Annotated in this window: 22 protein-coding genes and 1 pseudogene; 13 read left to right on the forward strand and 10 right to left on the reverse strand. The window is 60.2% G+C overall.

Translation table 11 applies throughout. The features are described from left to right. Positions 1 to 36: 36 nt before the first annotated feature. Both HMPREF2894_RS02225 and xseA read right to left on the reverse strand, forming a co-directional pair. A complete protein-coding gene (locus HMPREF2894_RS02225) occupies positions 37 to 294 on the reverse strand; it encodes an exodeoxyribonuclease VII small subunit (RefSeq protein WP_049354175.1) in 258 nt (85 codons plus the stop codon). A 40-nt stretch (positions 295 to 334) separates the two neighbouring features. Beyond that, on the reverse strand, positions 335 to 1,636 hold the full coding sequence (gene xseA, locus HMPREF2894_RS02230; RefSeq protein ID WP_070677623.1) for an exodeoxyribonuclease VII large subunit: 1,302 nt from the start codon (positions 1,634 to 1,636) through the stop codon (positions 335 to 337). A 155-nt stretch (positions 1,637 to 1,791) separates the two neighbouring features. Between xseA and HMPREF2894_RS02235 the strand changes: the two genes are divergently transcribed. From HMPREF2894_RS02235 to HMPREF2894_RS02275, 9 genes are all read left to right on the forward strand, one after another. Continuing rightward, positions 1,792 to 3,009: a hypothetical protein gene (locus tag HMPREF2894_RS02235; RefSeq protein WP_049353328.1), complete on the forward strand. Its 1,218-nt coding sequence runs from the start codon at positions 1,792 to 1,794 to the stop codon at positions 3,007 to 3,009. Positions 3,010 to 3,036: 27 nt separating this feature from the next. Beyond that, on the forward strand, positions 3,037 to 4,122 hold the full coding sequence (locus tag HMPREF2894_RS02240; RefSeq protein WP_070677625.1) for a 4-hydroxy-3-methylbut-2-enyl diphosphate reductase: 1,086 nt from the start codon (positions 3,037 to 3,039) through the stop codon (positions 4,120 to 4,122). A gap of 322 nt (positions 4,123 to 4,444) precedes the next feature. Next, positions 4,445 to 5,398, forward strand: coding sequence for an ABC transporter ATP-binding protein (locus tag HMPREF2894_RS02245; RefSeq protein ID WP_070677627.1), 954 nt, complete (start codon positions 4,445 to 4,447; stop codon positions 5,396 to 5,398). Between the two features lie 68 nt (positions 5,399 to 5,466). Then, on the forward strand, positions 5,467 to 6,228 hold the full coding sequence (locus HMPREF2894_RS02250) for an ABC transporter permease (RefSeq protein ID WP_070616156.1): 762 nt from the start codon (positions 5,467 to 5,469) through the stop codon (positions 6,226 to 6,228). 164 nt (positions 6,229 to 6,392) lie between these two features. Further along, positions 6,393 to 7,661 carry a sensor histidine kinase gene (locus HMPREF2894_RS02255; RefSeq protein WP_070677629.1) on the forward strand — a complete coding sequence of 423 codons (1,269 nt, stop codon included), beginning with the start codon at positions 6,393 to 6,395 and terminating at the stop codon, positions 7,659 to 7,661. A 138-nt stretch (positions 7,662 to 7,799) separates the two neighbouring features. Further along, positions 7,800 to 8,432, forward strand: a complete 633-nt coding sequence (locus tag HMPREF2894_RS02260) for a response regulator transcription factor (RefSeq protein ID WP_005508461.1) — start codon at positions 7,800 to 7,802, stop codon at positions 8,430 to 8,432. Positions 8,433 to 8,648: 216 nt separating this feature from the next. After that, on the forward strand, positions 8,649 to 9,734 hold the full coding sequence (gene ychF / locus HMPREF2894_RS02265) for a redox-regulated ATPase YchF (protein WP_005505132.1): 1,086 nt from the start codon (positions 8,649 to 8,651) through the stop codon (positions 9,732 to 9,734). 12 nt (positions 9,735 to 9,746) lie between these two features. Then, a complete protein-coding gene (locus HMPREF2894_RS02270; protein ID WP_204371613.1) occupies positions 9,747 to 11,750 on the forward strand; it encodes a type I restriction-modification system subunit M in 2,004 nt (667 codons plus the stop codon). Next, on the forward strand, positions 11,747 to 13,120 hold the full coding sequence (locus tag HMPREF2894_RS02275) for a restriction endonuclease subunit S domain-containing protein (RefSeq protein WP_070634836.1): 1,374 nt from the start codon (positions 11,747 to 11,749) through the stop codon (positions 13,118 to 13,120). Before HMPREF2894_RS02270 ends, HMPREF2894_RS02275 begins: the two co-directional genes overlap by 4 nt. A gap of 273 nt (positions 13,121 to 13,393) precedes the next feature. Here HMPREF2894_RS02275 and HMPREF2894_RS02280 read toward each other — a convergent pair whose 3' ends face one another. Continuing rightward, positions 13,394 to 13,606 (reverse strand): TOBE domain-containing protein, encoded by a 213-nt coding sequence (locus tag HMPREF2894_RS02280; protein ID WP_005505155.1) that lies wholly within the window; start codon positions 13,604 to 13,606, stop codon positions 13,394 to 13,396. 348 nt (positions 13,607 to 13,954) lie between these two features. Here HMPREF2894_RS02280 and HMPREF2894_RS02285 point away from each other — a divergent pair, with 348 nt between their 5' ends. Next, complete coding sequence (locus HMPREF2894_RS02285) at positions 13,955 to 14,323, forward strand: zinc ribbon domain-containing protein YjdM (RefSeq protein ID WP_049327608.1); 369 nt, start codon at positions 13,955 to 13,957, stop codon at positions 14,321 to 14,323. 150 nt (positions 14,324 to 14,473) lie between these two features. On the opposite strand, the gene HMPREF2894_RS02290 is transcribed toward HMPREF2894_RS02285, so the two are convergent. From HMPREF2894_RS02290 to HMPREF2894_RS02300, 3 genes are all read right to left on the reverse strand, one after another. Next, positions 14,474 to 14,731, reverse strand: a complete 258-nt coding sequence (locus HMPREF2894_RS02290; protein WP_044150247.1) for a GlsB/YeaQ/YmgE family stress response membrane protein — start codon at positions 14,729 to 14,731, stop codon at positions 14,474 to 14,476. A 199-nt stretch (positions 14,732 to 14,930) separates the two neighbouring features. Further along, positions 14,931 to 15,323: a DoxX family protein gene (locus tag HMPREF2894_RS02295; RefSeq protein ID WP_049358632.1), complete on the reverse strand. Its 393-nt coding sequence runs from the start codon at positions 15,321 to 15,323 to the stop codon at positions 14,931 to 14,933. A 452-nt stretch (positions 15,324 to 15,775) separates the two neighbouring features. Then, a complete protein-coding gene (locus HMPREF2894_RS02300; RefSeq protein ID WP_005508470.1) occupies positions 15,776 to 16,552 on the reverse strand; it encodes an LppP/LprE family lipoprotein in 777 nt (258 codons plus the stop codon). Between the two features lie 278 nt (positions 16,553 to 16,830). Here HMPREF2894_RS02300 and tpx point away from each other — a divergent pair, with 278 nt between their 5' ends. Further along, complete coding sequence (gene tpx, locus HMPREF2894_RS02305) at positions 16,831 to 17,331, forward strand: thiol peroxidase (protein ID WP_012903128.1); 501 nt, start codon at positions 16,831 to 16,833, stop codon at positions 17,329 to 17,331. A 213-nt stretch (positions 17,332 to 17,544) separates the two neighbouring features. Here tpx and HMPREF2894_RS02310 read toward each other — a convergent pair whose 3' ends face one another. The 3 genes from HMPREF2894_RS02310 to HMPREF2894_RS02320 form a co-directional block, all read right to left on the reverse strand. Beyond that, positions 17,545 to 18,519: an AzlC family ABC transporter permease gene (locus HMPREF2894_RS02310; protein WP_070677631.1), complete on the reverse strand. Its 975-nt coding sequence runs from the start codon at positions 18,517 to 18,519 to the stop codon at positions 17,545 to 17,547. Positions 18,520 to 18,530: 11 nt separating this feature from the next. Beyond that, positions 18,531 to 18,866, reverse strand: coding sequence for a branched-chain amino acid transporter permease (locus HMPREF2894_RS02315; RefSeq protein ID WP_070677633.1), 336 nt, complete (start codon positions 18,864 to 18,866; stop codon positions 18,531 to 18,533). 525 nt (positions 18,867 to 19,391) lie between these two features. Then, positions 19,392 to 20,201: an AzlC family ABC transporter permease gene (locus tag HMPREF2894_RS02320; RefSeq protein ID WP_070677635.1), complete on the reverse strand. Its 810-nt coding sequence runs from the start codon at positions 20,199 to 20,201 to the stop codon at positions 19,392 to 19,394. A 222-nt stretch (positions 20,202 to 20,423) separates the two neighbouring features. Here HMPREF2894_RS02320 and HMPREF2894_RS02325 point away from each other — a divergent pair, with 222 nt between their 5' ends. Both HMPREF2894_RS02325 and HMPREF2894_RS02330 read left to right on the forward strand, forming a co-directional pair. Beyond that, positions 20,424 to 20,921: an OsmC family protein gene (locus HMPREF2894_RS02325; protein WP_210399394.1), complete on the forward strand. Its 498-nt coding sequence runs from the start codon at positions 20,424 to 20,426 to the stop codon at positions 20,919 to 20,921. Positions 20,922 to 21,229: 308 nt separating this feature from the next. Further along, positions 21,230 to 22,723, forward strand: coding sequence for an amino acid permease (locus HMPREF2894_RS02330; RefSeq protein WP_070599110.1), 1,494 nt, complete (start codon positions 21,230 to 21,232; stop codon positions 22,721 to 22,723). A gap of 132 nt (positions 22,724 to 22,855) precedes the next feature. On the opposite strand, the pseudogene HMPREF2894_RS02335 reads toward HMPREF2894_RS02330, so the two are convergent. Then, positions 22,856 to 23,452, reverse strand: a pseudogene (locus HMPREF2894_RS02335) (hypothetical protein); the annotation flags it as partial.

The raw sequence follows: 23,452 nt of genomic DNA on the forward strand, positions 1-23,452 counted from the left end.
CGGGGGGGGGGGGAGAGAGAGAGAGAGAGAAGCGTGCTAGTTCGCTGCAGGCTCCTGACCTGCCTGTGCGCCGCGTGCCGCGTTCAGGCGCTCCTGCGCGCCCTGCAGCCACGCCTCGCAGCGGGCGGCAAGCGCCTCGCCACGCTCCCACAGGGCGATAGAGGTCTCCAAGTCGCTGGCGCCGGACTCCAGCTGGCGCACGACCTGCTCCAGCTCGGCACGCGCCTGCTCGTAGCCGAGGGTTTCGACGGGGGCGCCCAGTTCGGCGCTGTTGAAGCTAATGTTCTCGCTCATTGAGGAACCTTTCAGAGGTAAAAACTAGGGATATCGGGGTTTAGAAGATGTTCGAGGGATCCGTAGAAGTCACGGCCGCCTGCGCCGAACCGGTCGCCGCACGCACCGTAATCTGCTCGCCCGCACTCAGCGCCGAAGCGTCACGCACAATAGCGCCCGAGGCATCCTGAACAATGGAGTAGCCGCGGTTCAGCGTCTGCGCGGGAGAGAGCGAACGCACCCGCGCCAACGTGTGCGACAGGGTAGCCGACTCACGCTCCAGACGGTGCTGCACCGAACGGTGAGCGCGCTCGCGTAGCTGGCTCAGCTCCTCCACACGCATGAGCAGGGAGGACTCCGGGTGGGTGAGCACCGGGCGGCTGCGCAACTGGGCAATGTAGTTCATCTGCATGCCCACGTAGCCGAGTACCGCACGGTCCAGGCGGGCGCGCGCCTCGGTGATGCGGGCGGTTTCCTCCGAAATATCGGGCACAATGCGCTTACCCGCGTCGGTGGGGGTGGAAGCACGCAGGTCGGCGACCGCATCGAGGATGGGGGAGTCCGCCTCGTGACCGATTGCCGAGACCACCGGGGTGGTGGCTGCCGCGACGGCGCGGATGAGTGCCTCCTCAGAGAAGGGCAGCAGGTCTTCGAAGGAGCCGCCGCCTCGGGCGATGACGATGACATCCACTTCTGGGTGGGCGTCCAGCTCGGCGAGAGCCGCAATGACCTCAGCCGCCGCACCCTCGCCCTGAACGCGAGTATTGCGCACCTCGAAGACCACGCCGGGCCAGCGCAGGGAGGCGTTGCGGATAACGTCCTTCTCCGCGTCAGAATCGCGACCGGTAATCAGACCCACACGATTCGGCAGCATGGGCAGCGGCTTCTTCCGCGCGTCAGAGAACAGCCCCTCAGCGGCGAGAGCTTCACGCAGACGCTGCAGCTGCTCGTGCAGGTTGCCGGTGCCGACCGCGTACACTTCCTTGCCGATGAGGGAGAGCTTGCCGTTCTTCCACAGGCTCGGCTTGGCGCGGGTGACGATGCGAGCGCCTACGGTCACATCAGCCGCCAGGCCGCTACCGGCACGCCCGAAGAGCGCGAGGGTGAAGGAGAAGTCTTCATTGAGGTCTTTGAGCTCCATGAAGACGTTGCCGCCGCGGCCGTTGAGAGAGGCGACCTGCGCCTCCACCCAGAGCTCGGGAACCTTGTCTACGTAGTTTTTGAGGTTCTGCGCGAGCAGGGCGAGGGGCCAGGGGTTGGTGGCGGTGGTTTCCTGAGACTTCCCGGGAAGCTGCCGCTCGTGCACGGGCGGCACCACCAGTGCGGGTGCCGGCTGCGCTACGGAGGGGTTGTAGAAGTTCATACCTTCTATTGTCCCTGATTGGTCGGTTATGCGCCTGCGCACAGGTCAGCCTGGCGACTCGGGTATCTTGCACACAGTGCAGGCAGAACTTAGCTTCTGGCGCATTCTGCGGGTCCGAATCGGCTTTGAACACCGTGAGCGGGTACCCTAGGCTCATGCGCTCACCCGATCAGTCAGCACATCAGAACAACGCCCTCAACACCGCCGCGGCTTCGTCAGCGGCGGGTACTGGCGCGCAAAACTACCCGGCGGACGCGACCCGAGTCGTCGACACCCGGATTACCCATACGGACGGCTACTATACGGCGGATGAAGACACCACTCTGCTACAGCCCACGCGTACGCTCGGCCACGCTGCAGCCCCCACCAAGGCTGAACTGCAGGCTGCCCCGGAGCCTCCCTTCGCGGCAGGTTTGCGGAGGTTCCTAACCGTTGTGCTGTGCGCCCTTGCCCTGGTGACCGGTCTGGGTGCAACCGCGGGTGCCTGGGTGAACTCAAAGCTCATGTCAGAGCGCGGTTTCTCGCAGATTTCCTCCACCCTGGCGGAAGATTCGCAGCTTGCCTCGCGCATCGCGGACGGTGCGGTCGAAGACCTCATGAACTCCGAAGCTATGACAACCTTCCTCGACGGCACCAAACAAAGCGGCTTATACTCCATTCTTGTAAAGCCGACACAAGACGGCATACGTTCCTTGCTCAACCGATCCGCGGCTGAGCTGTCAAAAACTGAAGAATATCGAAGCCTCTGGAAGGAAATAGCCGAGGAAACTCGCCGCTACAACCTCGAACATCAGGACGGTCCTGCCGTCATTGTGCTCACCCCCTTCTACCGTGCGCTGGATGCGAAGGTCGGCTCTATCGGCTCCTTCGACCCGGACCTGACGAAGCTCGGCCCTGAAACCCTCAACATTGACCGGTTGAAGGACGGCAACAGTCAGCAGGGTCAGCAGGAGCAACAGGAATGGTACCTGCACGCCGGCATTAACCGTGCCGCCGCGCTGGGCAAATCCACCGTGCCGCTGACCATCATCTCGGTGCTGAGCCTGCTGCTGGCTACGTTGCTGGCACCCAGGCACCGCATCCTGGTGCCGGTGGTTACGGCTCTGCTCTACGCACTGCTGGGCTGGGGCGCCGCAGCCTGGTTTGGCGCCCAAAGCCCTGAAACCCTGGGAATTACCAGCCACAGCACTGCCGGAACGGCACTGATTACCGGGGCATGGAACCAGCTTGCACCGTCACTGACCGGGCACTTGCAGGCGGCGGCAAGCTACGGGCTGGTCATGGCGATCCTCGCCCTGCTGCTCGGTATTCTGATTCGCCTCATCGCCCTGGGACGTAGCTCTGCGAGCGGTGCCACAGTCATCACACACTAAAAGTCCGAACAACGTAGGATAGTAACCATGTCCACTGAAACTATTGCCCTGGGCCTGCCGCCCGTACCCCGCGAGCGCCGCACCCGCGCCGACGTTGAAGCCGCCGCACCCGTCACCGGTGAGAAGAAAGTCCTGCTCGCCACCCCGCGCGGTTACTGCGCGGGCGTTGACCGTGCCGTGATTGCTGTTGAGAAGGCGCTGGAGCACTACGGTGCGCCCGTCTACGTGCGCAAGCAGATTGTGCACAACCGCCACGTGGTGGAGACCCTGGAGAAGCAGGGCGCTATTTTCGTTGATGAAGTGGACGAAGTTCCCGAAGGTTCCGTGACCGTGTTCTCGGCGCACGGCGTGTCCCCGGCAGTGGTTTCCGCAGCCGGCGACCGCTCCCTGAACACCATTGACGCGACCTGCCCGCTGGTGAACAAGGTGCACCGCGAGGCTGTGCGCTTCGCCAAGCAGGACTACGACATCCTGCTCATTGGTCACACCGGCCACGAAGAGGTCGAAGGTACCGCAGGTGAGGCGCCCGAGCACATCCAGATCGTGAACTCGCCCGACGAGGTGGACCAGGTGACCGTCCGCAACCCGGAGAAGGTCGTCTGGATTTCTCAGACCACCCTCTCCGTGGACGAGACCCTGGAAACCGTGGCGCGCCTGCGCGAGCGCTTCCCCTCCCTGCAGGACCCGCCCTCGGATGACATCTGCTACGCAACCTCCAACCGCCAGGGCGCCATCAAGGAGATCGCTCCGCGCGCCGACCTGGTCATCGTGGTGGGTTCCGCGAACTCCTCGAACTCCGTGCGTCTGAAGGAAGTCGCCCTCGAATACGGCGCTAAGCGCGCCGAGCGTGTGGACTTCGCACACCAGGTCGACGAGTCCTGGTTTGAGGGTGTGGCGACCGTGGGTCTGACCTCCGGCGCGTCCGTGCCCGAGGTTCTGGTTCAGGAGGTGCTGGCACTGCTCGCCGAGTACGGCTACAGCACCATCGAAGAGGTCGAGACCGCTAAGGAAGACATTCTCTTCTCCCTGCCGAAGGAACTGCGTTCCGCCCTGAAGAATGACGAGAACGTAGGCCGCCAGCTCGGTGGCCGCGGCGCTAAGCCCACTCGCTAAGCCTTTTAGCTGATGACCCCGTGTCCTTTTCCCCGTGTGGGGAGAAGACACGGGGTTTTTCGTGCCTGAGGATGCATTGGGATGCACGGCTTGGGATGGCGGTACGCGCCGGTTTCCGCTCGCGGGGGAGTGCCCCCTCTGCGGCGCCCCAACAACGATTGACACAGACGCCTTGAGGACGGAGCCCCCGCTTCGCGCGACCGCCTCCGCCGCAGTAACTGCCTCATAAAAATAGCCGCTGTGCGAACTCATGACATTTGTCATGTGCAGGTCATGACACTCTGTACCGCAGCGGTGCGAAAACCGGCGGTGTAATAGAAACATGAACACCGCAGCACTTCAGAACAGCAAGCAAAACACCGCAGAAACCGTTATTTCCGCCCGCTCCCTCCGCCAGGTTTTCTCCACCCGTGCGGCAGGCACCGTGGTCGCCGTCGACTCGATTGACCTGACCGTCAAGCGCGGCGAAATCATCGCACTGCTCGGCCCCAACGGTGCGGGCAAGACCACCCTCATCGACATGATTCTTGGTCTGACCCAGCCCAGCGGCGGCGAGTTGAGCGTCTTCGGTCGCAACGCCTCCGAGGCGGCACGCGCCGGTCTGCTCGGTGCGGTTCAGCAGACCGGTGGCCTGCTCAAGGACCTGACGATCCGCGCCACGGTCGAGATGATTGCGGCGCTGTACCCCAAGCCCATTGACGTGGATGAGGTACTCGCCGGCGCCGACCTGACCGAGATTGCTAAGCGTAAGGTCGGCAAGTGCTCGGGCGGTCAGCAGCAGCGTCTGCGTTACGCCCTGGCGACCATGCACTCGCCGGAACTGCTGATTCTGGACGAGCCGACCGCCGGCATGGACGTGAATGCGCGCCGCACCTTCTGGGAGCGTATGGAAGCCATCGCAGAACGTGGAACGACCATTCTTTTTGCGACGCACTACCTGGAAGAAGCACAGAACTTCGCCCAGCGTATCGTGCTCATGGAATCCGGCTCTATCATCGCTGACGGCTCCTCCGACGAGATTCGCGCCCTGACCGGCCACCGCCACCTTTCCTTCCTCGCACCCGCACCCATCACCGACCTGGATGTGCCGGTTGAGGTCACCGAAGAGTCCGGCGGGTACCGCCACCGCATCTCCGTGCTGGAGATTGAGCAGGTCCTGCGCACTCTGCTGAACAACTACAGCATCACCGACCTGGAGGTTATCAAACCCTCCCTGGATGAGTCCTTCACCCTGCTGACCGAGCAGGCCGCCGCCTCCAAGGCAACCGAAGCCTAAACACTAGACCGCCTCAACACCACCCCACCTAAACGCCACGCCGCCGCTACACACCTCAAGGAAAAATCATGCTCCGCTACGCACTCTACGACATCCGCGCTTCTATCCTCTCGACCGACCGATTCTTCTTCGGCGTGGCACTGCCCATCGTCTTCTTCTTGCTCTTTGGCGCGATGCAGGACTACTCCTCCCAGCCGATGGGTGACGGCAATGTAGCAGCGTACGTCATGATTGGCATGGCGCTCTACGGTGCCGTGCAGAACACCGTGGCGATTAGCGGCAGCACCGTCGCTGAGCTTTCCAGCGGCTGGAACCGCCAGCTGGCGCTGACCCCGCTGACCACCGGCAAGTACCTGGGTGCGAAGGCACTGACCGCCCTGGTGATTTCTGCGGTGCCGGTGATTGCGGTGAACATTGTGGGCATGTTTACCGGCGTTGAGATCCCGGTGAACCAGCAGCTTGCCGCTGGCGCGCTGACGGTGCTGTGCGGTCTGGTGTTCGCCTTCTACGGCATCATGATGGGTCTGCTGATTCGTAACGAGAACGCCGTGTCCATTGCGAACGGTCTGCTGGTGATTATGAGCTTCTTCGGTACCGTGTTCTCCCCGCTGAGCACCGACCTGCTGAAGTACGCCCGCTTCACCCCGCTGTACGGTGCCGCTGAGATTGCCCGCTACCCCTTCGCCGCAGGTCAGACCATTATTCTGGGCGGTGGTGAGGACTGGTTCGTCACCGAGCCGCTCTGGTACGCCGTGGTGAGCCTGGTCGTGTGGGCGGCTATCTTCCTGGGTGTTTCTGCCCTGCTGATGCGCCGCGCAACCCGCCGCTAAATGCTTCTTCCCGCCGCAGTCTCAAGGGTTCCGTAGTATCAGGGGCTCCCGAGGCTGCGGCGGAAGCCGTATCCACTCACGCTGCTCCTACTAACACTGCCGCTACTGACACCGCCGCACCGGTGGTATCTGCACCCGCGGCACCCGCACGTTAGGCTAGAACCATGACCGAACCCCACACCCACACCCATTCCTACGAGAACGAACACCCCCACACGGAGAACGAGGCGGCACCCTCCGCCGCGAAGCGCACCCTGGGCAAGCACCGCTTCCGCTTCCTCTACCGTGAACGCCGCGGCAACGTGAACTGGCTGGCGCTGGGCTTTAGCGCCCCGTGGCTGGTGTTTCTGCTCATGCCGCTGGACAGCTTCCTCACCACCCCGGAGTTGGGGCCGGTGCGCTGGGCCGGTGTGGCGCTGGTGGCACTGTTTGCGGTGGTGAACTGCTCGGCGTACGCGGTGCCGTGGCTGGTGCCGGTCGCCTCCACGGTGCGTCGAAGCGTCATCTGGACGCTACTGATGGCGCTGCCTGTGGTTGGCCTGACGGCGCTGCGGCTGGAATCGGCGTATATGGTGTTCTTGTCGTTCAGCATGTACTTTGTGGCGTTCTGGATTTTTGGCACAATCGCCCCGTACCGCCTGCGCTTGGGTGTAGCGGCGACGATTGCCCTGGCCTGCTGGCTAATTTTTATGGCGAGCATCGGCTTTGATGTCACCGCGCGCGGTGGTATGGCCCTCTTTATTGGTGCGCCGATGGTGGGCATGCTGGGCTTCTCCTACCTGATTGAGCTGGGCGAACGCGCGGACGTGGCGCGTGCCTCGCTGGCGCTCTCCGAGGAACGTGAAGAGATTGCCCGCGACGTGCACGACGTGCTCGGACACTCCCTGACCGTCATCACCCTCAAAGCGGAGCTGGCGCAGCGCCTGCTGGAGATTGACCCCGCCCGCGCCGGCGCCGAGATGGAGGCTATCGCGCAGCTGTCCCGCGCATCCCTGGCGGAGGTGCGTTCGACCGTAACGCGCCTGCGTGTGCCCGACTTCTCGGGTGAGATTGAGGGTGCGGGTCGTGCCCTGCAAACTGCCAGTATTCGCGCCGAACTGCCGGAGGCTCAGAGTGCGCTCGCGGTGGCCGGTGTGAACGCGAAGCTGTTCTCCTGGGTTCTGCGTGAGGCGGTCACGAACATGGTGCGCCACTCGGGTGCGAACGCGGCGCGGGTACGTCTGAGCGCAACCGGTCTGGACATCCTCGATAACGGCGTGGGTGTGGGCGATGCCCGCGGTAACGGTCTGACGGGTATGGCTCAGCGTGTGGCGGCGTCCGGCGGTAGCGTGGTGATTGAGGCGGCACCCGAGCAGTGGCTGGCTGAGAACCCTGGCGGTGGAGCGGGTACGCGCATCCGTGTGAGCATGGACGGCGACACCTCACTGCTGTAAATAGGTGCTGTAGATTGTGGAACTTGTCGCCGCGCCCTGGACGGGGGAGCTACCCGCCCCTGTATGGTGGTGGTAGACAACCTCAAGCGGTTGTTCCGCCCGCCGTTATCACCCCGTCTTCAGCCCTGGGAGGCTCCCATGATTCGTGTTCTGCTCGCTGATGATCAGCAGCTCATCCGTGAGGCTCTTGCCGCTCTGCTGGGCCTGGAGGTTGACCTGCAGATTGTGGGTCAGGTCGGTAGCGGTGACGAGGTGTTGGGCGCTGTCGCCCTGCTGAAGCCCGACGTGGTGCTGTTGGATGTGCAGATGCCCGGTACTTTGCTGGCTGATGGTATTGAGGCGGCTGCGGCGCTGCGTGATGCGGGTGCGGTGAGTGAGTCGGGTGAGCCGGTGCGCACGCTGATTGTGACGACGTTTGGCCGCCCGGGCTATGTGCGCCGTGCCCTGGAGGCTGGTGCGAGTGGTTTTGTGGTGAAGGATACGGGCGCTCGCCAATTGGCGGAGGCGATTCGTCGTGTGCATGCGGGGTTGCGTGTGGTGGATCCGTCGTTGGCGGCGGATTCTTTGGTGACGGGTGCTTCTCCGTTGACGGAGCGTGAGGCGCAGGTGCTGCGTGAGGCGGCGTCGGGTGGTACGGCTCAGCAGATTGCGTCGGCGTTGTTTTTGTCGGCGGGTACGGTGCGTAATTATTTGTCGGCGGCGATGGCGAAGACGGGTGCGTCGACTCGTCAGGATGCGGTGCGTATCGCCACGGAGAACGGCTGGCTCTAACCCGCTGCTCTCATCAACACGGGCGGCTCCTGCGCGAACACGGTAGAATGGTAGTGTCTATGCCCGCAGGCGCCCCGCACCCGTTTCTTCTTGAGGCTGGCGGTGTCGCGCTTGGAAGCGGGCACCATTTTCGCCCTGTGCCCGCCCGCACCCGCCGCATCACGTACGCGGCGCATCCTGAGTGTTTGGCGGGGTACATGATTCGAAGGAAAACTTGTGGCTCTAACTATCGGCATTGTTGGCCTGCCTAACGTGGGCAAGTCCACCCTGTTCAACGCTCTGACCGGCAACACTGTGCTGGCGGCTAACTACCCGTTCGCGACCATTGACCCGAACGTGGGCGTGGTGAACCTGCCGGATGCGCGTCTGAACCGTCTGGCTGAGATTTTTGGTTCGGAGCGTATTCTGCCTGCGACTGTTTCGTTCGTTGATATTGCGGGTATTGTGAAGGGCGCTTCTGAGGGTGAGGGTCTGGGTAACAAGTTCCTCGCGAACATTCGTGAGGCGCACGCTATCGCGCAGGTGGTGCGTGCGTTTGATGACCCGGACGTCATTCACGTGGACGGCAAGGTTGACCCCGCCTCCGATATGGAGACCATTAACACTGAGCTGATTCTGGCTGACCTGCAGACTCTGGAGAACGCTATTCCGCGTCTGGAGAAGGCTGTGAAGATTAAGAAGGGTGACGCCGCTCAGCTGGAGACCTATAAGGCTGCGCAGAAGATCCTGGAGGATGGTGACACCATCATTTCTCGTGCGAAGGACGCGAAGCTGGAGTTAGCTCACCTGAAGGAGCTGAACCTGCTGACTGCTAAGCCGTTCATTTACGTGTTCAACGCGGATGAGGGCATTCTGGCGTCTGAGGAGAAGCAGCAGGAGCTGCGTGACATGGTGGCGCCGGCTGAGGCTGTGTTCTTGGATGCGAAGCTGGAGGCAGATCTGGTGGAGCTGTCTGAGGAGGAGGCTCGCGAGATGCTGGAGATGAACGGTCAGGATGAGTCCGGCCTGGACCAGCTGGCTCGTGTGGGCTTCTCGACCCTGGGTCTGCAGACTTACCTGACTGCTGGTCCGAAGGAGGCTCGCGCCTGGACTATTTACAAGGGCGATACTGCGCCGCAGGCTGCTGGCGTGATTCACTCTGATTTTGAGCGCGGCTTCATTAAGGCTGAGGTTGTGTCTTTCAAGGACCTGGATGAGGCTGGCTCCATGGCGGAGGCGAAGGCTCGCGGTAAGGTCCGTATGGAGGGCAAGGACTACATCATGCAGGACGGCGACGTGGTCGAGTTCCGCTTCAACGTCTAGGAGGAAGAAGTAATGATGAACGCTCTACACCCAGTTACCGCTCCTTCAGTTCAGCCCGTCGGGTCGGTCCCTGAAGGAAAGGTGGCCGACTTCCTGACCGGGAAATTCGTCAAGGACACCCCGGAGGAGTATATCCGGCAGAACATCGAGAAGGCGCTTGTGCGACAGTACAAGTATCCCCCAGGCGATTGCACCCCGGAGTTCACCATCAGGGTTGGATCTTCGCGTAAGCGCGTGGACATCGTGGTATTCAACAAGGACTCCGACCACACCCAGGCGAACGCCTACATTCTTGTCGAGACCAAGAAGGCCGACGTCAAGCCCACGCATCGCACTGAGGGGGTCGGCCAGCTACAGTCGTACATGGCTTCCAGTCTCAATGTCAGGTACGGGATGTGGACGAACGGTACTGATCGGTTCTGCTTTGCCAAGCGCGGTGACAGCAAGGGCGGCTGGACGTTCGAGGAGATTATCGACATACCCGGATTCGGTCAGACAGAGGCTGACGCCCAGAGACCGAGTCGCAAAGACCTCAAGGTCGCCACTGCCGACAACCTGTTGTTTGCCTTCCGGCGCTGCCATAACTACATCGCCGCCCATGAGGGAAAGCAGAAGACAGAGGCCTTTTGGGAGCTGCTCAAGCTGATCTTCACAAAAATCGAGGACGAACGCGCCCCCAAGCTGAACTTCTTCGCCACTCCTTCCGAGCGTGGTAGTTCGACGGTCGCCCCAGCGGCGAAGAAGCGTATCCAAGACCTTTTTGAGCAGCGCGTCGTCAAGAAGTACCCGACAATCTTCGAGGCCAGAGACGTTGACATCGACCTCAAGCCCGAGGTGGTGGCCTACGTCGTCACCGAGCTACAAGGTTACTCCCTCCTGCGCTCGCCCGTTGATGTCAAGGGCGTCGCTTACGAAGAGATCGTCGGTTCGAATCTCCGCGGAGACCGCGGTGAGTTTTTCACGCCGCGCAACGCCTGCCGCATGGCCGTCACGATGCTCGACCCGCAGCCGGGTGAGCGGATCCTCGATCCCTCGTGCGGCACCGGCGGCTTCCTCATCACAGGCATGAACCACGCGCTCGACTACATCGAGAAGTCTGAGCGGGACCAGTGGGTGGACCCAGCCCGGGGCTCGGAGTACGAGCAGGCGGAGCTCTACCGTCGCCGTGACGAGTACTTCCGCCAGTGCGTCTTCGGCATCGACCTGAATCCCGCGCTTGTGCGGGCAGCGAAGATGAACATGGTCATGAACAACGACGGCTCCGGCGGCCTGTTCCAGGCCAACACGCTCGAGAACCCGCACAAGTGGTCGTCGATGCTACGTGAGTCCATCCCGCTCGCCTCCATCGACGTGATCGTGTCCAACCCGCCATTCGGTGCGAAGATCCCGATCGACGACGAAGAGATTCTTTCCCAGTACGACTTGGCAGCCGTCTGGGACCAGGACGAGAATGGCGTGTGGGCAATCAGGCTCGATAAGCACGGTAGCCGCGTCCTGCAGAAGTCGCAGCCGCCGGAGATTCTTTTTATCGAGCGGGCGCTACAGCTGCTTAAGCCCGGGACTGGTCGGATGGCCATGGTCATCCCTAACGGAATCCTCAACAATCCCGGCAACGCCTACATCCGAAGCTGGATTCTGAAGCGCGCTCAGATCCTTGCTGTCGTTGACATGCAACGCGATCTTTTCCAGCCGAAGAACGACACGCAGACTTCGATGGTGCTGATGCGCCGACTTGACGATGTTGAGGTCGATGAGGCCGAGGCCAACGGTCTCGACTACCCGGTGTTTATGGCTGTTGCGGAGAAGATCGGACACGACAAGCGGGGCAACGTAATCTACCGCCGGACTTCTGACGGTGAGGACGCTCTGGTCAAGCGCATCGAGACGATTTCCGAGATCGACCAGGTAACGGGCTCCGAGGTTGTGCGCCAGATCGAGGTCACTGAGCGTCAGGTTGACGATGAGCTCGGTGAGGTTGCCGACGCCTACCGCCGTTGGCTGGAGGCTCAACCGTGATTATCGCGCCCGTCCGATCGCAGGTGGCGTTCTCCGAAGGTCGCCTCGATGCCAAGTATTACTGTTCGCCGGGCGTGCTCGCCAACGAGCGCGTGCAGATGCTCGGCGCTTCAGGTGTCGTGCTTCGCACGGTTGGTGGCGACGGTGGCCTCGGACAGGTCGGAGCGACCTCGCGGACTCGTCGCGTGTACGCGGCCCAAGGTGAGGAGTCACTGCCGTATCTGCGACCGTATGATGTGTTCGACTATCTCCCTCAGCCAGCAGACCAGCTGTCGAAGAGCGGGAGCGCCGGACTAGAAAGTCTGATGCCAGAGGTGGGCACGATCCTCCAGACGTGCTCCGGCAGGAATCTGGGCCCCCTTGCGTACGCGGACGAATACATCAGTCAGTTCGTCGTCAGCGACGACATGCTGAGGTTGCATATCGCGGACGAGACTGACCGCCTCTATGTGCTGGCATTCCTTAGTACGCCGACCGGGCAAGCTCTACTGACGCGTAGCAAGACTGGCAACGTAATCGACCACCTCTCGGCTGACGATCTTGCGTCCGTGCGGGTTCCGTTCCTCGACGCACAGGTGGTGAACGATATTGCCGAAACTATGGGTGGAGTCGTGAAGACGCGCGAGCGGTCACGACTCCGACTCCAACAGCTCGTCCGCGAATTCGTAGAAGATCTGCCGCCCATCCCGTCGTCAACCCCGCTCCGTGAGGGGTGGACCGTACGCGCCACCGACCTCAGATCACGGCTCGATGTCGCAGTCCACGACCCGATTGTTGGTCAGATTCGCTCGGACCTATTGGCGTTGGGTGGGAAGCGGGTACAGGAAATCGCCGAGACTTCGATGCCGAACCGCTACAAGCGCTACTACGTCGACGAGGGTCACGGGCGTCCGATCATGTCGGGGCGACACCTGTTGCAGATGAAGCCTGTCAACCTTCAATACATCTCCGCCCGTGCCCTCGACTTCGAGGCGTATGAGTTGGGTGCTGGAACTCTCGTGTTCGGTGCGCGTGGACGGGCCGAAGAACGTATCTCGCTCCCGGCGCTTATCACCGATGATCGGGCTGCATGGTTGGCAAGCCACAACGTTATGCGGGTTCGTCCCAAAGCGAATGTCAGTCCTGGCTGGCTGTACCTCTGTTTTTCGACTGACCATGTACAGCGGCAGGTAAAGGCGAGCGCCTTTGGGTCCGTAGTTGACGTTGTCGACCCTGTCAATCTCAATGAAGTCGTGTTGCCGCCGATGGACGAGGATCTTGGGCACGAGGCTTACGAGTGTTGGCAGAAGTTCGCTGAGGCCAGTCGGGTAGAAGCCGACGTGATTGACCGGCTCGAGAACGCGATGTTGTCGAGACTGGAGACTGTGTAAGCCTGGACTGTCGCGCGAAAGAATGCCCTGGCGGATCCGCCAGGGCATTCTCGTGATCCGCGTTTAGTTGCGTAATCAACAAGTGCGTCGAGTTCTTCGTAGCCTGCAAGGTTCGAAGTTAGAGGGGAATGTGTGGATTTCCGCTTCAACGTCTAAGCGATAAAAATATAAAAAACGGAGCCCCGCACTGTACACACAGTGCGGGGCTCCGCTCTATTAGCCCTCGCGCGCCACAACAGGCAGCCGCCCGGGTGTAAGCCTTATCGACCGGGATTAGTGGTCAGCACCAACCATAACGTTGGACGCCTTAATCACTGCGTATGCAGTCTCGCCAACCTTCAGGCCCAGCTCCTTGATGGACTCGTTGGTGATGGAAGCAGAGATAACAACCTCCGGAGCGATCTCAATCTTAACGATGCCGTTGGTAGCACCCTCGGTGATCTCAACAACCTTGCCAGCGAACTGGTTACGTGCGGAAAGCTTCATGAAGTCGTGCCTTTCACTCAATAAACGTACAAATGCCCTAGATACTTTACACACTTTATCTTCTGCATAATGTGCAAAAACCCGAATTTTCGCAAATATTACGCAAATTTTATGTTCTTAGTTTCCCCAACTCCCCCTCCACCTCAGATGAGCCGCAGATGACATGCAGAAAAGTAGGCTTGAAACCCACCAAATGGTATAGTCAGCACGAACGCGAGAATCCTCGCACCCTCCACCGTCGCACCCCTGCCTTGCTGACGCGCGCCCACACGCCGCAGCACCACCGCCCAACGCTGCGGTAACCAGGTGCAGGGGAACGGCGCATCCGCACAGACAGAAGAAGGAACCATGAGCGAAAACCTCAACGAAATCGAAGCACCCGCCTGCCCCGAATGCAACGAAAACTACACCTACGAGATGGGCGAACTCTGGGCATGCCCCATGTGCGGCCACGAATGGGAACGCACCGCAGCCGGCGAAACCGAAGAAGAAGCAGGCTCCAAGGTTCTCGACTCCGTCGGTAACGAGCTCGTCGACGGCGACTCCGTCACCATCGTCAAGGGCCTGAAGGTCAAGGGCGGCGCAGACATCAAGGCAGGCACCAAGGTGCGCGGCATCCGCCTGCTCGAATCCCCTGTCAACGGCCACGACATTGAGGCGAAGGTCCCCGGCGCAGGCCAGATGTACCTGAAGTCCTCCGTGGTGAAGAAGGCATAAGCCAAGGCGATATAAGCCAAGAATACACAAAACGCCTCCTGCGAGGCGCAGAAAAGGCGGCACCTCCCGCACTAGCTCACGCTAGGGGAGGTGCCGCCTTATGCTTTATAAAAATTGCTTAGGTTTTAAAAGAAATTAGCAAATATCTCTTTACTTTTTACCGGTCAAGCCCATGTACAGGGAAATGGTCAGCATTGCAGCAATAATTGAGATAATCCAGCGGATCCAGTCAATGCCGCTAGTGTCTGCAACACCCAGCTGGGTCGCTGCCCAGGTACCGATAGCTGCGCCGACAGCACCGCAGATAATGGTCCAAAGAATCGAAATGTTCTGGCGGCCTCGCATAAAGAAGCGTGCAAGTGCACCAATAATTGCGCCGGTAATAATGGTGCCAATAAAAGTACCCATTGTAATCTCCTTGGGTTTATATATCTGCCACTGTGGCAGATAGTATGTTGTTTTCAATTATACGTAAATATGATATAAGAAGAGCTTATATGAGCTTTTATTAAGCTAAAAGCACCTTAACGTTTTATCTCTAAAACACTAAGGTGCTTTTCTCATTAATGAGATGCGTGTCGAACGCATCGAATGATGAATGTATTGGCTACTTCGACTTACGCCAAATCTTCAGAGCGCTACAAATCATCGGCAGCTGCAGGGGCAGACGACCGTACGCAATAGCCTTACGCTGAGTGGACTGGTTACGCGCATCCAGCGCCATCTGAATATTCGCGGGGAACACTGCAACAAACAGCAGAGCCGCAAGCAGACCACCGGCACGGCGGGTCTTGTCATTAGCCAGCAGGGCGGCGGTGCCCAGCTCGGCCGCACCCGACGCGTGAGTGTACGCGTGCGCAGGACCCGGCAGGTACTTCGGCACAATCGAGTCGAAGGGATCCGGGATGATGAAGTGCAGCGCACCCATTACAGCGAGGGCACGAGCCATGCGAGTAGCCGAGCGCTCAGCGCTGTACTCTTTCTTCTTAAAAATACTCATGCTCCCATTATGCGCCTGTCAGAGGCGTATTCCTCGGCTCAATGGTGCGCTAACCGTCGCGTGTTTGACTGTCTAAAATGCGGACTTGGCACGTCAAACAGAAAACGTTGTTCAAAAGCAGGTAAGATAGGGAGCAACGGCACCACGTGCGGATGACACCCCGCCTGCCCTCACCTTCAGGTGAGTCGCCAGACGGAGTAAAACACTGGGTGCCCTTCAGAACAATCAAAGGAGTACATCATGAAGAAGATTCTGTTCATCGCTATCCTGGCAGGCGCCGCATACTTCGGTTACAAGAAGTTCGTTGCCTAAATAGCTAGCCCTCGGGCACTCTACATATCCTTAAGCAACGGAAAACCCGCCGTCTCACATATGCACCATATGCGAGACGGCGGGTTTCTCGTATGCCCAACTTCTTGGGCATCAAACACGTAGCCTATAAGGTGAACCGGCTATTCGCTCGGCGGAACCTCACCGGTCATCACAACCTTGTTCTGCGAAGAGCTCCAGCTGAACTCAGCAGTCGTGCGACCGCTCGCGCTGGCGGAACTCTCATCGCCCTTCACGTAACGGTAGGTCACGCTAATCGAGCTGTCCGAGGTACGGGTAATCACCGGAGAGAACGAGTACGGCTCATAGGTTGCGGTACCAATGAACTTGCCGCGGTGGAACAGCAGAATGTGGTGCGCCATCGAGGAGATGCAGCAATCAGACGGGGAAGAACCCGGAATCGCGTCAATCCACGACAGCTCAGCACAGGGGTCGTAACCCTCGTACGTGCGCGAAACGTTCGTCCACTGATCCCACTTGCTCTTATTCTTCAGCTCGCGCAGAGCCTTAGACACCACGGTCGATGCAGAATCAGACGCGCAGGTGGAATCCTTCTTAGACTCAGACTTAGCCTCAGACTTGGAATCCGACTTCGACTCGGATGCGGTCGGCTCAGCATGAACCGTAATCGTCACCACCGACGGCACCGGAGCAGGCGACGAAGCACTCGGGGTAGCGCTCGCGGATGCACTCGGGCTCGCCGACGGGGTCGGGAACAGTGCCTGAGTGGAGGTCGCGCTCGCGGAGGCAGAAGCGCTACCAGAAGAAGACACCACGGTACCCGAAACAGCAGAATCAGTGCTTGCCGAGCAGGAAGTGACAACAAGAGCTAGAGCGGCGCCCAACGCAGGTAGAGCCAAAGCGGTACGGCCGGTGAAACGGCGGCGATTAGAAGACATGAATACTCCTGAAGATGCGCGGCAACGCGCATCGGTGCTGGTCAAGAAGTGAATAGTGTGAACTCGTCCAGTATAGGGAAAAAGAAGCGGACGCGCGGCGCGTGCGGTCAGCGCTGTTCATTACCGTAGAGTCACAGGCCGGGATTAGCGCTAGACAGCGGCTACAGCAGAGCCAGGGGAGGCGAATCGGCATAGCAGAAAATCAGCTATGCGGAAACTCTGCCCGCTAGTGCCTGTGTCCCCTTGCACACCCGCCCTATCCGGGGGACAATGAAGGCATGGCTGAAGTAACTCTACAGAACGAACTCGTAATCCACACCAACGGCGACCTGCCCGCAGTCGGCGCAAAGCTGCCCGAATTCTCGGTTCTCGCGGCTGATCTCTCCGAGATTTCCTCCGCAGACTTCGCAGGTAAGAACCTGGTGCTGAACATCTTCCCCTCCGTCGACACCAGTGTTTGCGCAACCAGCGTCCGCACCTTCAACAAGCAGGCTGCAGGCCTGGAGAACACCGTCGTGCTGTGCGTCTCCAACGACCTGCCCTTCGCAATCGGCCGCTTCTGCGCAGCCGAGGGCATTGAAAACGTCGTCACCTCCTCCGCTTTCCGCTCCTCCTTCGGTGAGGACTTCGGCGTGAAGCTGATTGACGGCCCCCTGGCTGGTCTGCTGGCACGCTCCGTGGTCGTCGTGAACCCCGCCGGTGAGGTTGTCTACACCGAACTGGTCCCCGAAACCACCAACGAGCCCAACTACGAAGCAGCCCTGGCAGCTATCAAGTAAGCTAAGCTTGGTACGGGAGCTGGATACAATCCCGGCACCCGCACATACTTCCGTCAGGGACACCTGGCGGTACACAGCACAGCAGATACTGAACGTCTACAGCGCATGGGTTCACCCACACATGCGGCTGGCGACAGCATAACGCCCCGCCCACCCGGTATTTCGGGTGGGCGGGGCGCTTTACTATATCCAGACTTAGTGCGCGATCCAGACTTAGTGTGCGGAGGCGCCGGGATGGCCGGGAGCGTCGGAGGTTTCGGCAGTTTCGGCGGCTTCGGCGGGGTCCTCATCCGCGACCAGCATATGCTCCGGCAGGGTGCCTCGGCGCTTAGCCACCACAAAACGTGACACCAGCAGCAGAATGTACACCACCATCGAAATCAGCAGCATCGACTGCGGCGCCAACACCAAACCAACCACTGCAGATACACCTGCAATAGTTGCGGTGGTACGGTCCTTTGAGCTCTGATAAGCATCGATGGCGAGCACTGCAAAGAGCGCCGTCATCACAAAATCCACGCCCTTGAGCTCACTCAAGAAGCTTGCACCCAGTACATAGCCGAGCGTAGCGCTCGACAAAACACTCAGATGCAGACCCGCATGAATCCACAGGATGCGGGAACCACGCAGCTTATGGCGGTCCGGTCCGGTGTTCAGCGCGTACGCCTCATCAATGAGGGTGTACACGGTGTAGAACTTCGCCAAACCACCACGCACACGCTCAATCGGGTAGGACAGGCCGTACATGAGGTGGCGGGAATTAATGAGCAGAGTCATCACGGCGATAGAGAACAGCGAGGCATGATTCGACATCATGTCAATCAGCACGAACTCTACCGAACCGGCAAAAACAACGGCAGGTAGCAGAGGAGCCACCCAGAACGGCAGACCGTAACTGTGCACCAGCACGCCCAAACCAATGCCGACAAAGAACAGGCCCAGCATAATCACGCCGGCAACGCGCATCGCCTCGGCGAAGCCGCTCTCGCGCGGCTGCTGCGGCCCCTGTGCATCGGGGGAGGCGGGAGCCTCCACCACGGGAATCATGCCGGTTAGCGGAAGGGCAGAAGCAATGACCTGTTCCACCTGCTCGGGAGAAGCCTGATGGGGCGCGGGTTGGCTCGCCTGCTGAGGCTCGGGCTGAGAAGAAACGGCGGGGGAAGAAGCAGAATTCTTAGAGATGCTCATCGTGACCCCCCCTAGAAAACCCAGTTAGCCAGCACAACGCAGGTGACGGTACCCGCCACCATGCTCAGCACCATATTTTTACGCCACAGGTGCACCCCCACGGTCACCACCAGGCCCGCCAGGTAAGGCGCCGCCGTAGCGAACGAGGAGTAATCAATCTTCGCCACCGCATAGATGGCAAGTAGCGCAACTGCGCCGAGCGGAATCCAGTGGCTGAGCGCATCCAAAAGTTCGGAGCCTGCCAGAGCCTTTTTCAGACCGAAGGGAAGCAAACGAAGCAGGAACGTAATACCTGCAGCCACAAGAATCGCGGCAAGAATATAGCCAGTGGTCACTTCACTGTTCATGAAGATTTTCTCTTTCTGCACATACTCAGCGAAAGACCCCGAAAGAGTGCCCCGAAAGAGCGGAAGAGCCCTGAAAGAGGCGCGCGAGTGAAGCCGTGAAAGCACCCGCGAAAAAGGGTAGGGAGAGCCCAACCGAAGAAGGGGCTGGGGGCTAAGTAGTGCGGTAGGTACGTGAGTTGATGAAAGCCGCGAAACGAAGAGGCGGAGGGCCGTTCCTCCTGCACGAGTTTTCTGTGCGGATAGTTCTGCGTGGATAGTTCAGCGCGGGTAGTTGCGCGTCAGTAGTTCTCGTGCGTGACCTCGGGTGATGCCGCTCCCGGTGCGGTGTTACTCCGGGGCGGCACAGCGTTCTGCGTCGCTAGTTTCCTTAGCGGTGTCTTTCATCTGAGTCATGGGGTACCTTCACCTCTGGGAGCCTCCGCGCAGGTTCGCGCGGGAGGCATCTTAGTAATCCTAGAAATAGAAAGAGGGGAGAGCGGTGCTCTTCATCTATCCTAGCGGGTTTTGAGCACATATGTAACGTTCTTACCGCTGTGTGGAAGCGGGCGCATCAGCGGTAGTGGTGGTGTCGCCACTCTCAGCTGCTTCTCCATACACGGTACGATGCGGCAGCGTACCACGGCGCTTCGCCACCGGGAAACGCGCCAGCAGCAGCACCACATACGAACCCAGAGCCACCACCAGGAACGAGGACGGTGCAAAAATCAGCGCAACCGCCGCCGAAACCGCCACAAAGAGCGCCGTCACACGATCCGGGTTGGCGCGGTAGCCGTCCATCGCAAGAACCGTGAAGATAGCCACCATCACGAAGTCCACACCCTTCAAGCTGCTGAGGAAGCTCGCACCCAGCACATACCCGAGGATTACGCTCAGAACCCACGACACGTAAATCAGCACGTTCACCCACAGAATGCGCGCCCCCGAACGCTCATGACGGTCGGGACCGGAGTTAAGAGCAAACGCCTCATCGCAAAGAGTGTGAATCGCCAGAGCCTTAGCCCAGAAACCCTTCACATTGTGCAACGGGTAGGAAAGACCGTACACCAGATGGCGCGCATTCACCAGGAACACCGTCAACGCAATCGACGCGATAGAGGCGCAACCAGAAATCATGCCCACCATCAAAAACTCTACCGAGCCGGCAAACACCAGTGAAGAAAGCAGCGGTGCCGTCCAAAAAGGCATATGGTGCGCACTCAAAATAACACCCAAACCCAAACCCAGCACCGCGATACCGAGCATCACCACGGAAGAATCGGCAACAGCCAAGCGGAAATCACTCTGCGTGCTCGTACGCCCAGTGTCGGGACGCTCAGTGCCGGGGGTCTGTGCCATCAAAGAGTTCCTTGTGTATGTTGTGCTCTTCAAAAAATCTACTGTGTGCGTGAGGGACTTCGAAGCTCCGCCGCGGTTTTCCAGTGTATAGGAGCGCTTAGATGGCCGTCGAGAAAAAGAGTCCGGGAATAAAATATGAGAAACACGCTTATAGTGAATGACGCTAAACAACGCGGCGCTGAATAACCTAGCGACCGTGCAGACAACCCGAAAGGAACCTCAATGGCTGAGCAGAACAACGCCGTGCAGACTGCGGAAGAGCAGAAGAAGGTGTACTCGCGCCAGCAGGAACGCCGCGAACTCGACAACTACCGCCAGACCAAGATTGAGCGCATCGACCGCCTGCGCTACCGTGCCTACGGTGCCAACGGCGCAACCCTCGACTTCGGTGTGGGCGAGGGCCTGCTGACCCCCGTCGAGCTGCTGCTTGCCGCAATTGCCGGCTGCTCCTCCGTGGATGTGGACGCGGGCACCTCCCGCCGCTCCACCCCCGAGGTGTTCGAGGTGCTCGCCTCGGCGCTGAAGCAGACCGAAGACGGCGCGGTGCGCCTCGACGACGTTGAGGTGGACTTTGATGTGCGCTTCCCCGAGGATGAGCAGGGCGCCAAGGCGCAGAAGATGGTGGACCGTCTGATTCAGCTCAGCGAGCAGAAGGATTGCACCGTTTCTCGTACCGTGGAGCACCCCACGAACGTTTCGTTCCACAACCTGGCTGACTAAAGCCGGGTGAGCTAAATAAATCGGGTGAATTAGCCCGATAGGGAACCCTCCCGTACCGCTCATACATGAGCGGTACGGGAGGGTTTTTCTGTGTTTTTGTGGTTTTGGGTGGAAAAGAGCCTCAAAAGCGAGTAGGATTGACCCTCAGATTAGGAAAACTTACGGTACGTAAGAAACCCTTATGATTAAAGAATTTCTTGACCCAGGCACAAACCTTCGGCGGCACCACCCGCAGCAGGACTAGACTGGACACCAGACTAGACCGCTAGCAAACGCACGAAGCAATAGCCTCAGAAAGAAGACCTGACATGGCACAGCCTACAGAGACTTCCGGCGCTGCATCGGAAGCCACCCCCGCAGAGGGCGAACTGAAGCGAGGCCTCTCCGCCCGCCACATGCAGATGATCGCAATCGGCGGCGCAATCGGCACCGGCCTCTTCGTCGCCTCCGGTAAGACCATCTCCACCGCAGGCCCCGGCGGCGCAATCCTCGCCTACGCCCTCATCGGCATCATGGTGCTCTTCCTCATGCAGTCCCTCGGCGAGATGGCTGCGCACCTGCCCGTCCCCGGCGCATTCCAGACCTACGCGGCACGCTACGTGTCCCCGTCCTTCGGCTTCGCCATGGGCTGGAACTACTGGTTCAACTGGGCGATTACCGTCGCCGCCGAGCTCGTCGCCGTCGGCGAGGTGATGAGGTACTGGTTCCCGGACATCCCATCCTGGGTGTGGGCGGCAGGATTCCTCGTGCTGCTGACCGGCATCAACGCCCTCTCGGCACGCTCCTACGGTGAAAGCGAGTTCTGGCTCGCAACCATCAAGGTCGTTACCGTGGTCGTCTTCCTCATCGCTGGTATCGCCATGATTTTCGGCATCCTGGGCGGTAGCTCCCCGGGCGTCTCCAACTGGACCGTCGGTGAGGCACCCTTCGTCGGCGGCGCACCCGCCGTACTCGCCATCTTCATGGTGGCAGGCTTCTCCTTCCAGGGCACCGAAATGATCGGTGTGGCTGCCGGCGAATCTGAGAACCCCCGCCGCGACGTGCCCCGCGCACTGACCAGCGTGTTCTGGCGCATCATGCTCTTCTACATCGGCGCAATGGTCGTCATTGGCTTCCTGATTCCTTACTCCGACCCGAACCTGCTCACCGCAGCGGACGGCAACATCAATATCTCCCCGTTCACCCTCATCTTTGAGCGTGCGGGTATCGCCTTCGCGGCAGCCATCATGAACGCCGTGATTCTCTCCGCAGTGCTTTCTGCGGGTAACTCGGGCCTGTACGTTTCGGCTCGTATGCTCTTCGCGCTCGCGCAGGAGGGTAAGGCGCCGAAGATGTTCACCCGCATCAACTCCGGTGGTGTGCCCATGAACGCACTGCTGGCAACCGCAGCAATCGGCGCGGTCGGCTTCATCGCCGCACTGCTCTCCCCCGATGGTGCGTACCTGTGGCTGGTGAACGTGTCCGGTCTGGCTGGCTTCATCACCTGGGTGGGTATCGCCGTGGCGCACTACCGTTTCCGCCGCGCATACCTGAAGCAGGGTAACAGCCTGAAGGACCTGCCCTACGTGGCGCCGTTCTTCCCTGCAGGCCCGATTATCGCCTTCCTCATGTGCCTGGTTGTTATTGGTGGCCAGAACTACGAGGCGTTCCTGAGCGGTGACTGGGCTGGTGTGCTCAGCTCCTACATTGGTCTGCCCGTGATTATCGCGGTCTGGCTGGTGCACCGCGTGGTCACTCGTGACCGCCTGATTCCGCTGGATCAGATTGACGTGAGCGGCATTGATGTTAAGGCCTCGAAGTAACACGAACGCCAGCTGATTGAATGAGCTGATACGTGAAGAGCCGCCGGTTCCCCTAACTGAGGGGAGCCGGCGGCTCTTTGCTATCTGCAGTTTATTCCGCACGGGAGAGCTAGGCTGTGCGCCCTGTAGCTCTTAGGAGTGGCGGCGCGAGCGCAGAACGCTCAGACCAAGACCCGCACAGATTGCAACAACACCAATGCCAACAATCACACCAACGCTGGATGCACCGGTGCTCGCCAGGGTAGCCTTCTTGCGGTTGCTCTCCTTAGCAAGGCTGTCCTTTGCCAGCGTGTCCTGAGCCGAGCGGGCGGCGGTCACCGGAGCCTCCTGAGCTGGCTTACTCTGAGCTGGCTTACTCTTGGGATGCGCCACGGTTGCGTCCTCCAGCTTGTCAGCGTTCGGGGTCTTATCGGCAACCGGTGCTTCCGGCAGTGCAGGAACGGTGGGTGCGTTGGTCGGGTTTACACCGATGGTTGCTTCCGGCAGTGCGGGGACGGTGGGCGCGTCGGTCGGGTTTACACCCACGGTTGCCTCGGGCAGGGGTGCTACGGTGGGTGCATCGGTCGGGTTTACACCGATGGTTGCTTCGGGCAGGGGTGCCACGGTCGGCGCGTCGGTCGGGTTTACACCGATGGTTGCTTCCGGCAAGGGCGCTACGGTCGGTGCGTCGGTCGGGTTCACGCCAACGGTTGCCTCGGGCAGGGGTGCCACGGTCGGTGCGTCGGTCGG

The organism is Rothia sp. HMSC066G02, from assembly GCF_001813145.1.
Classification (GTDB): domain Bacteria; phylum Actinomycetota; class Actinomycetes; order Actinomycetales; family Micrococcaceae; genus Rothia.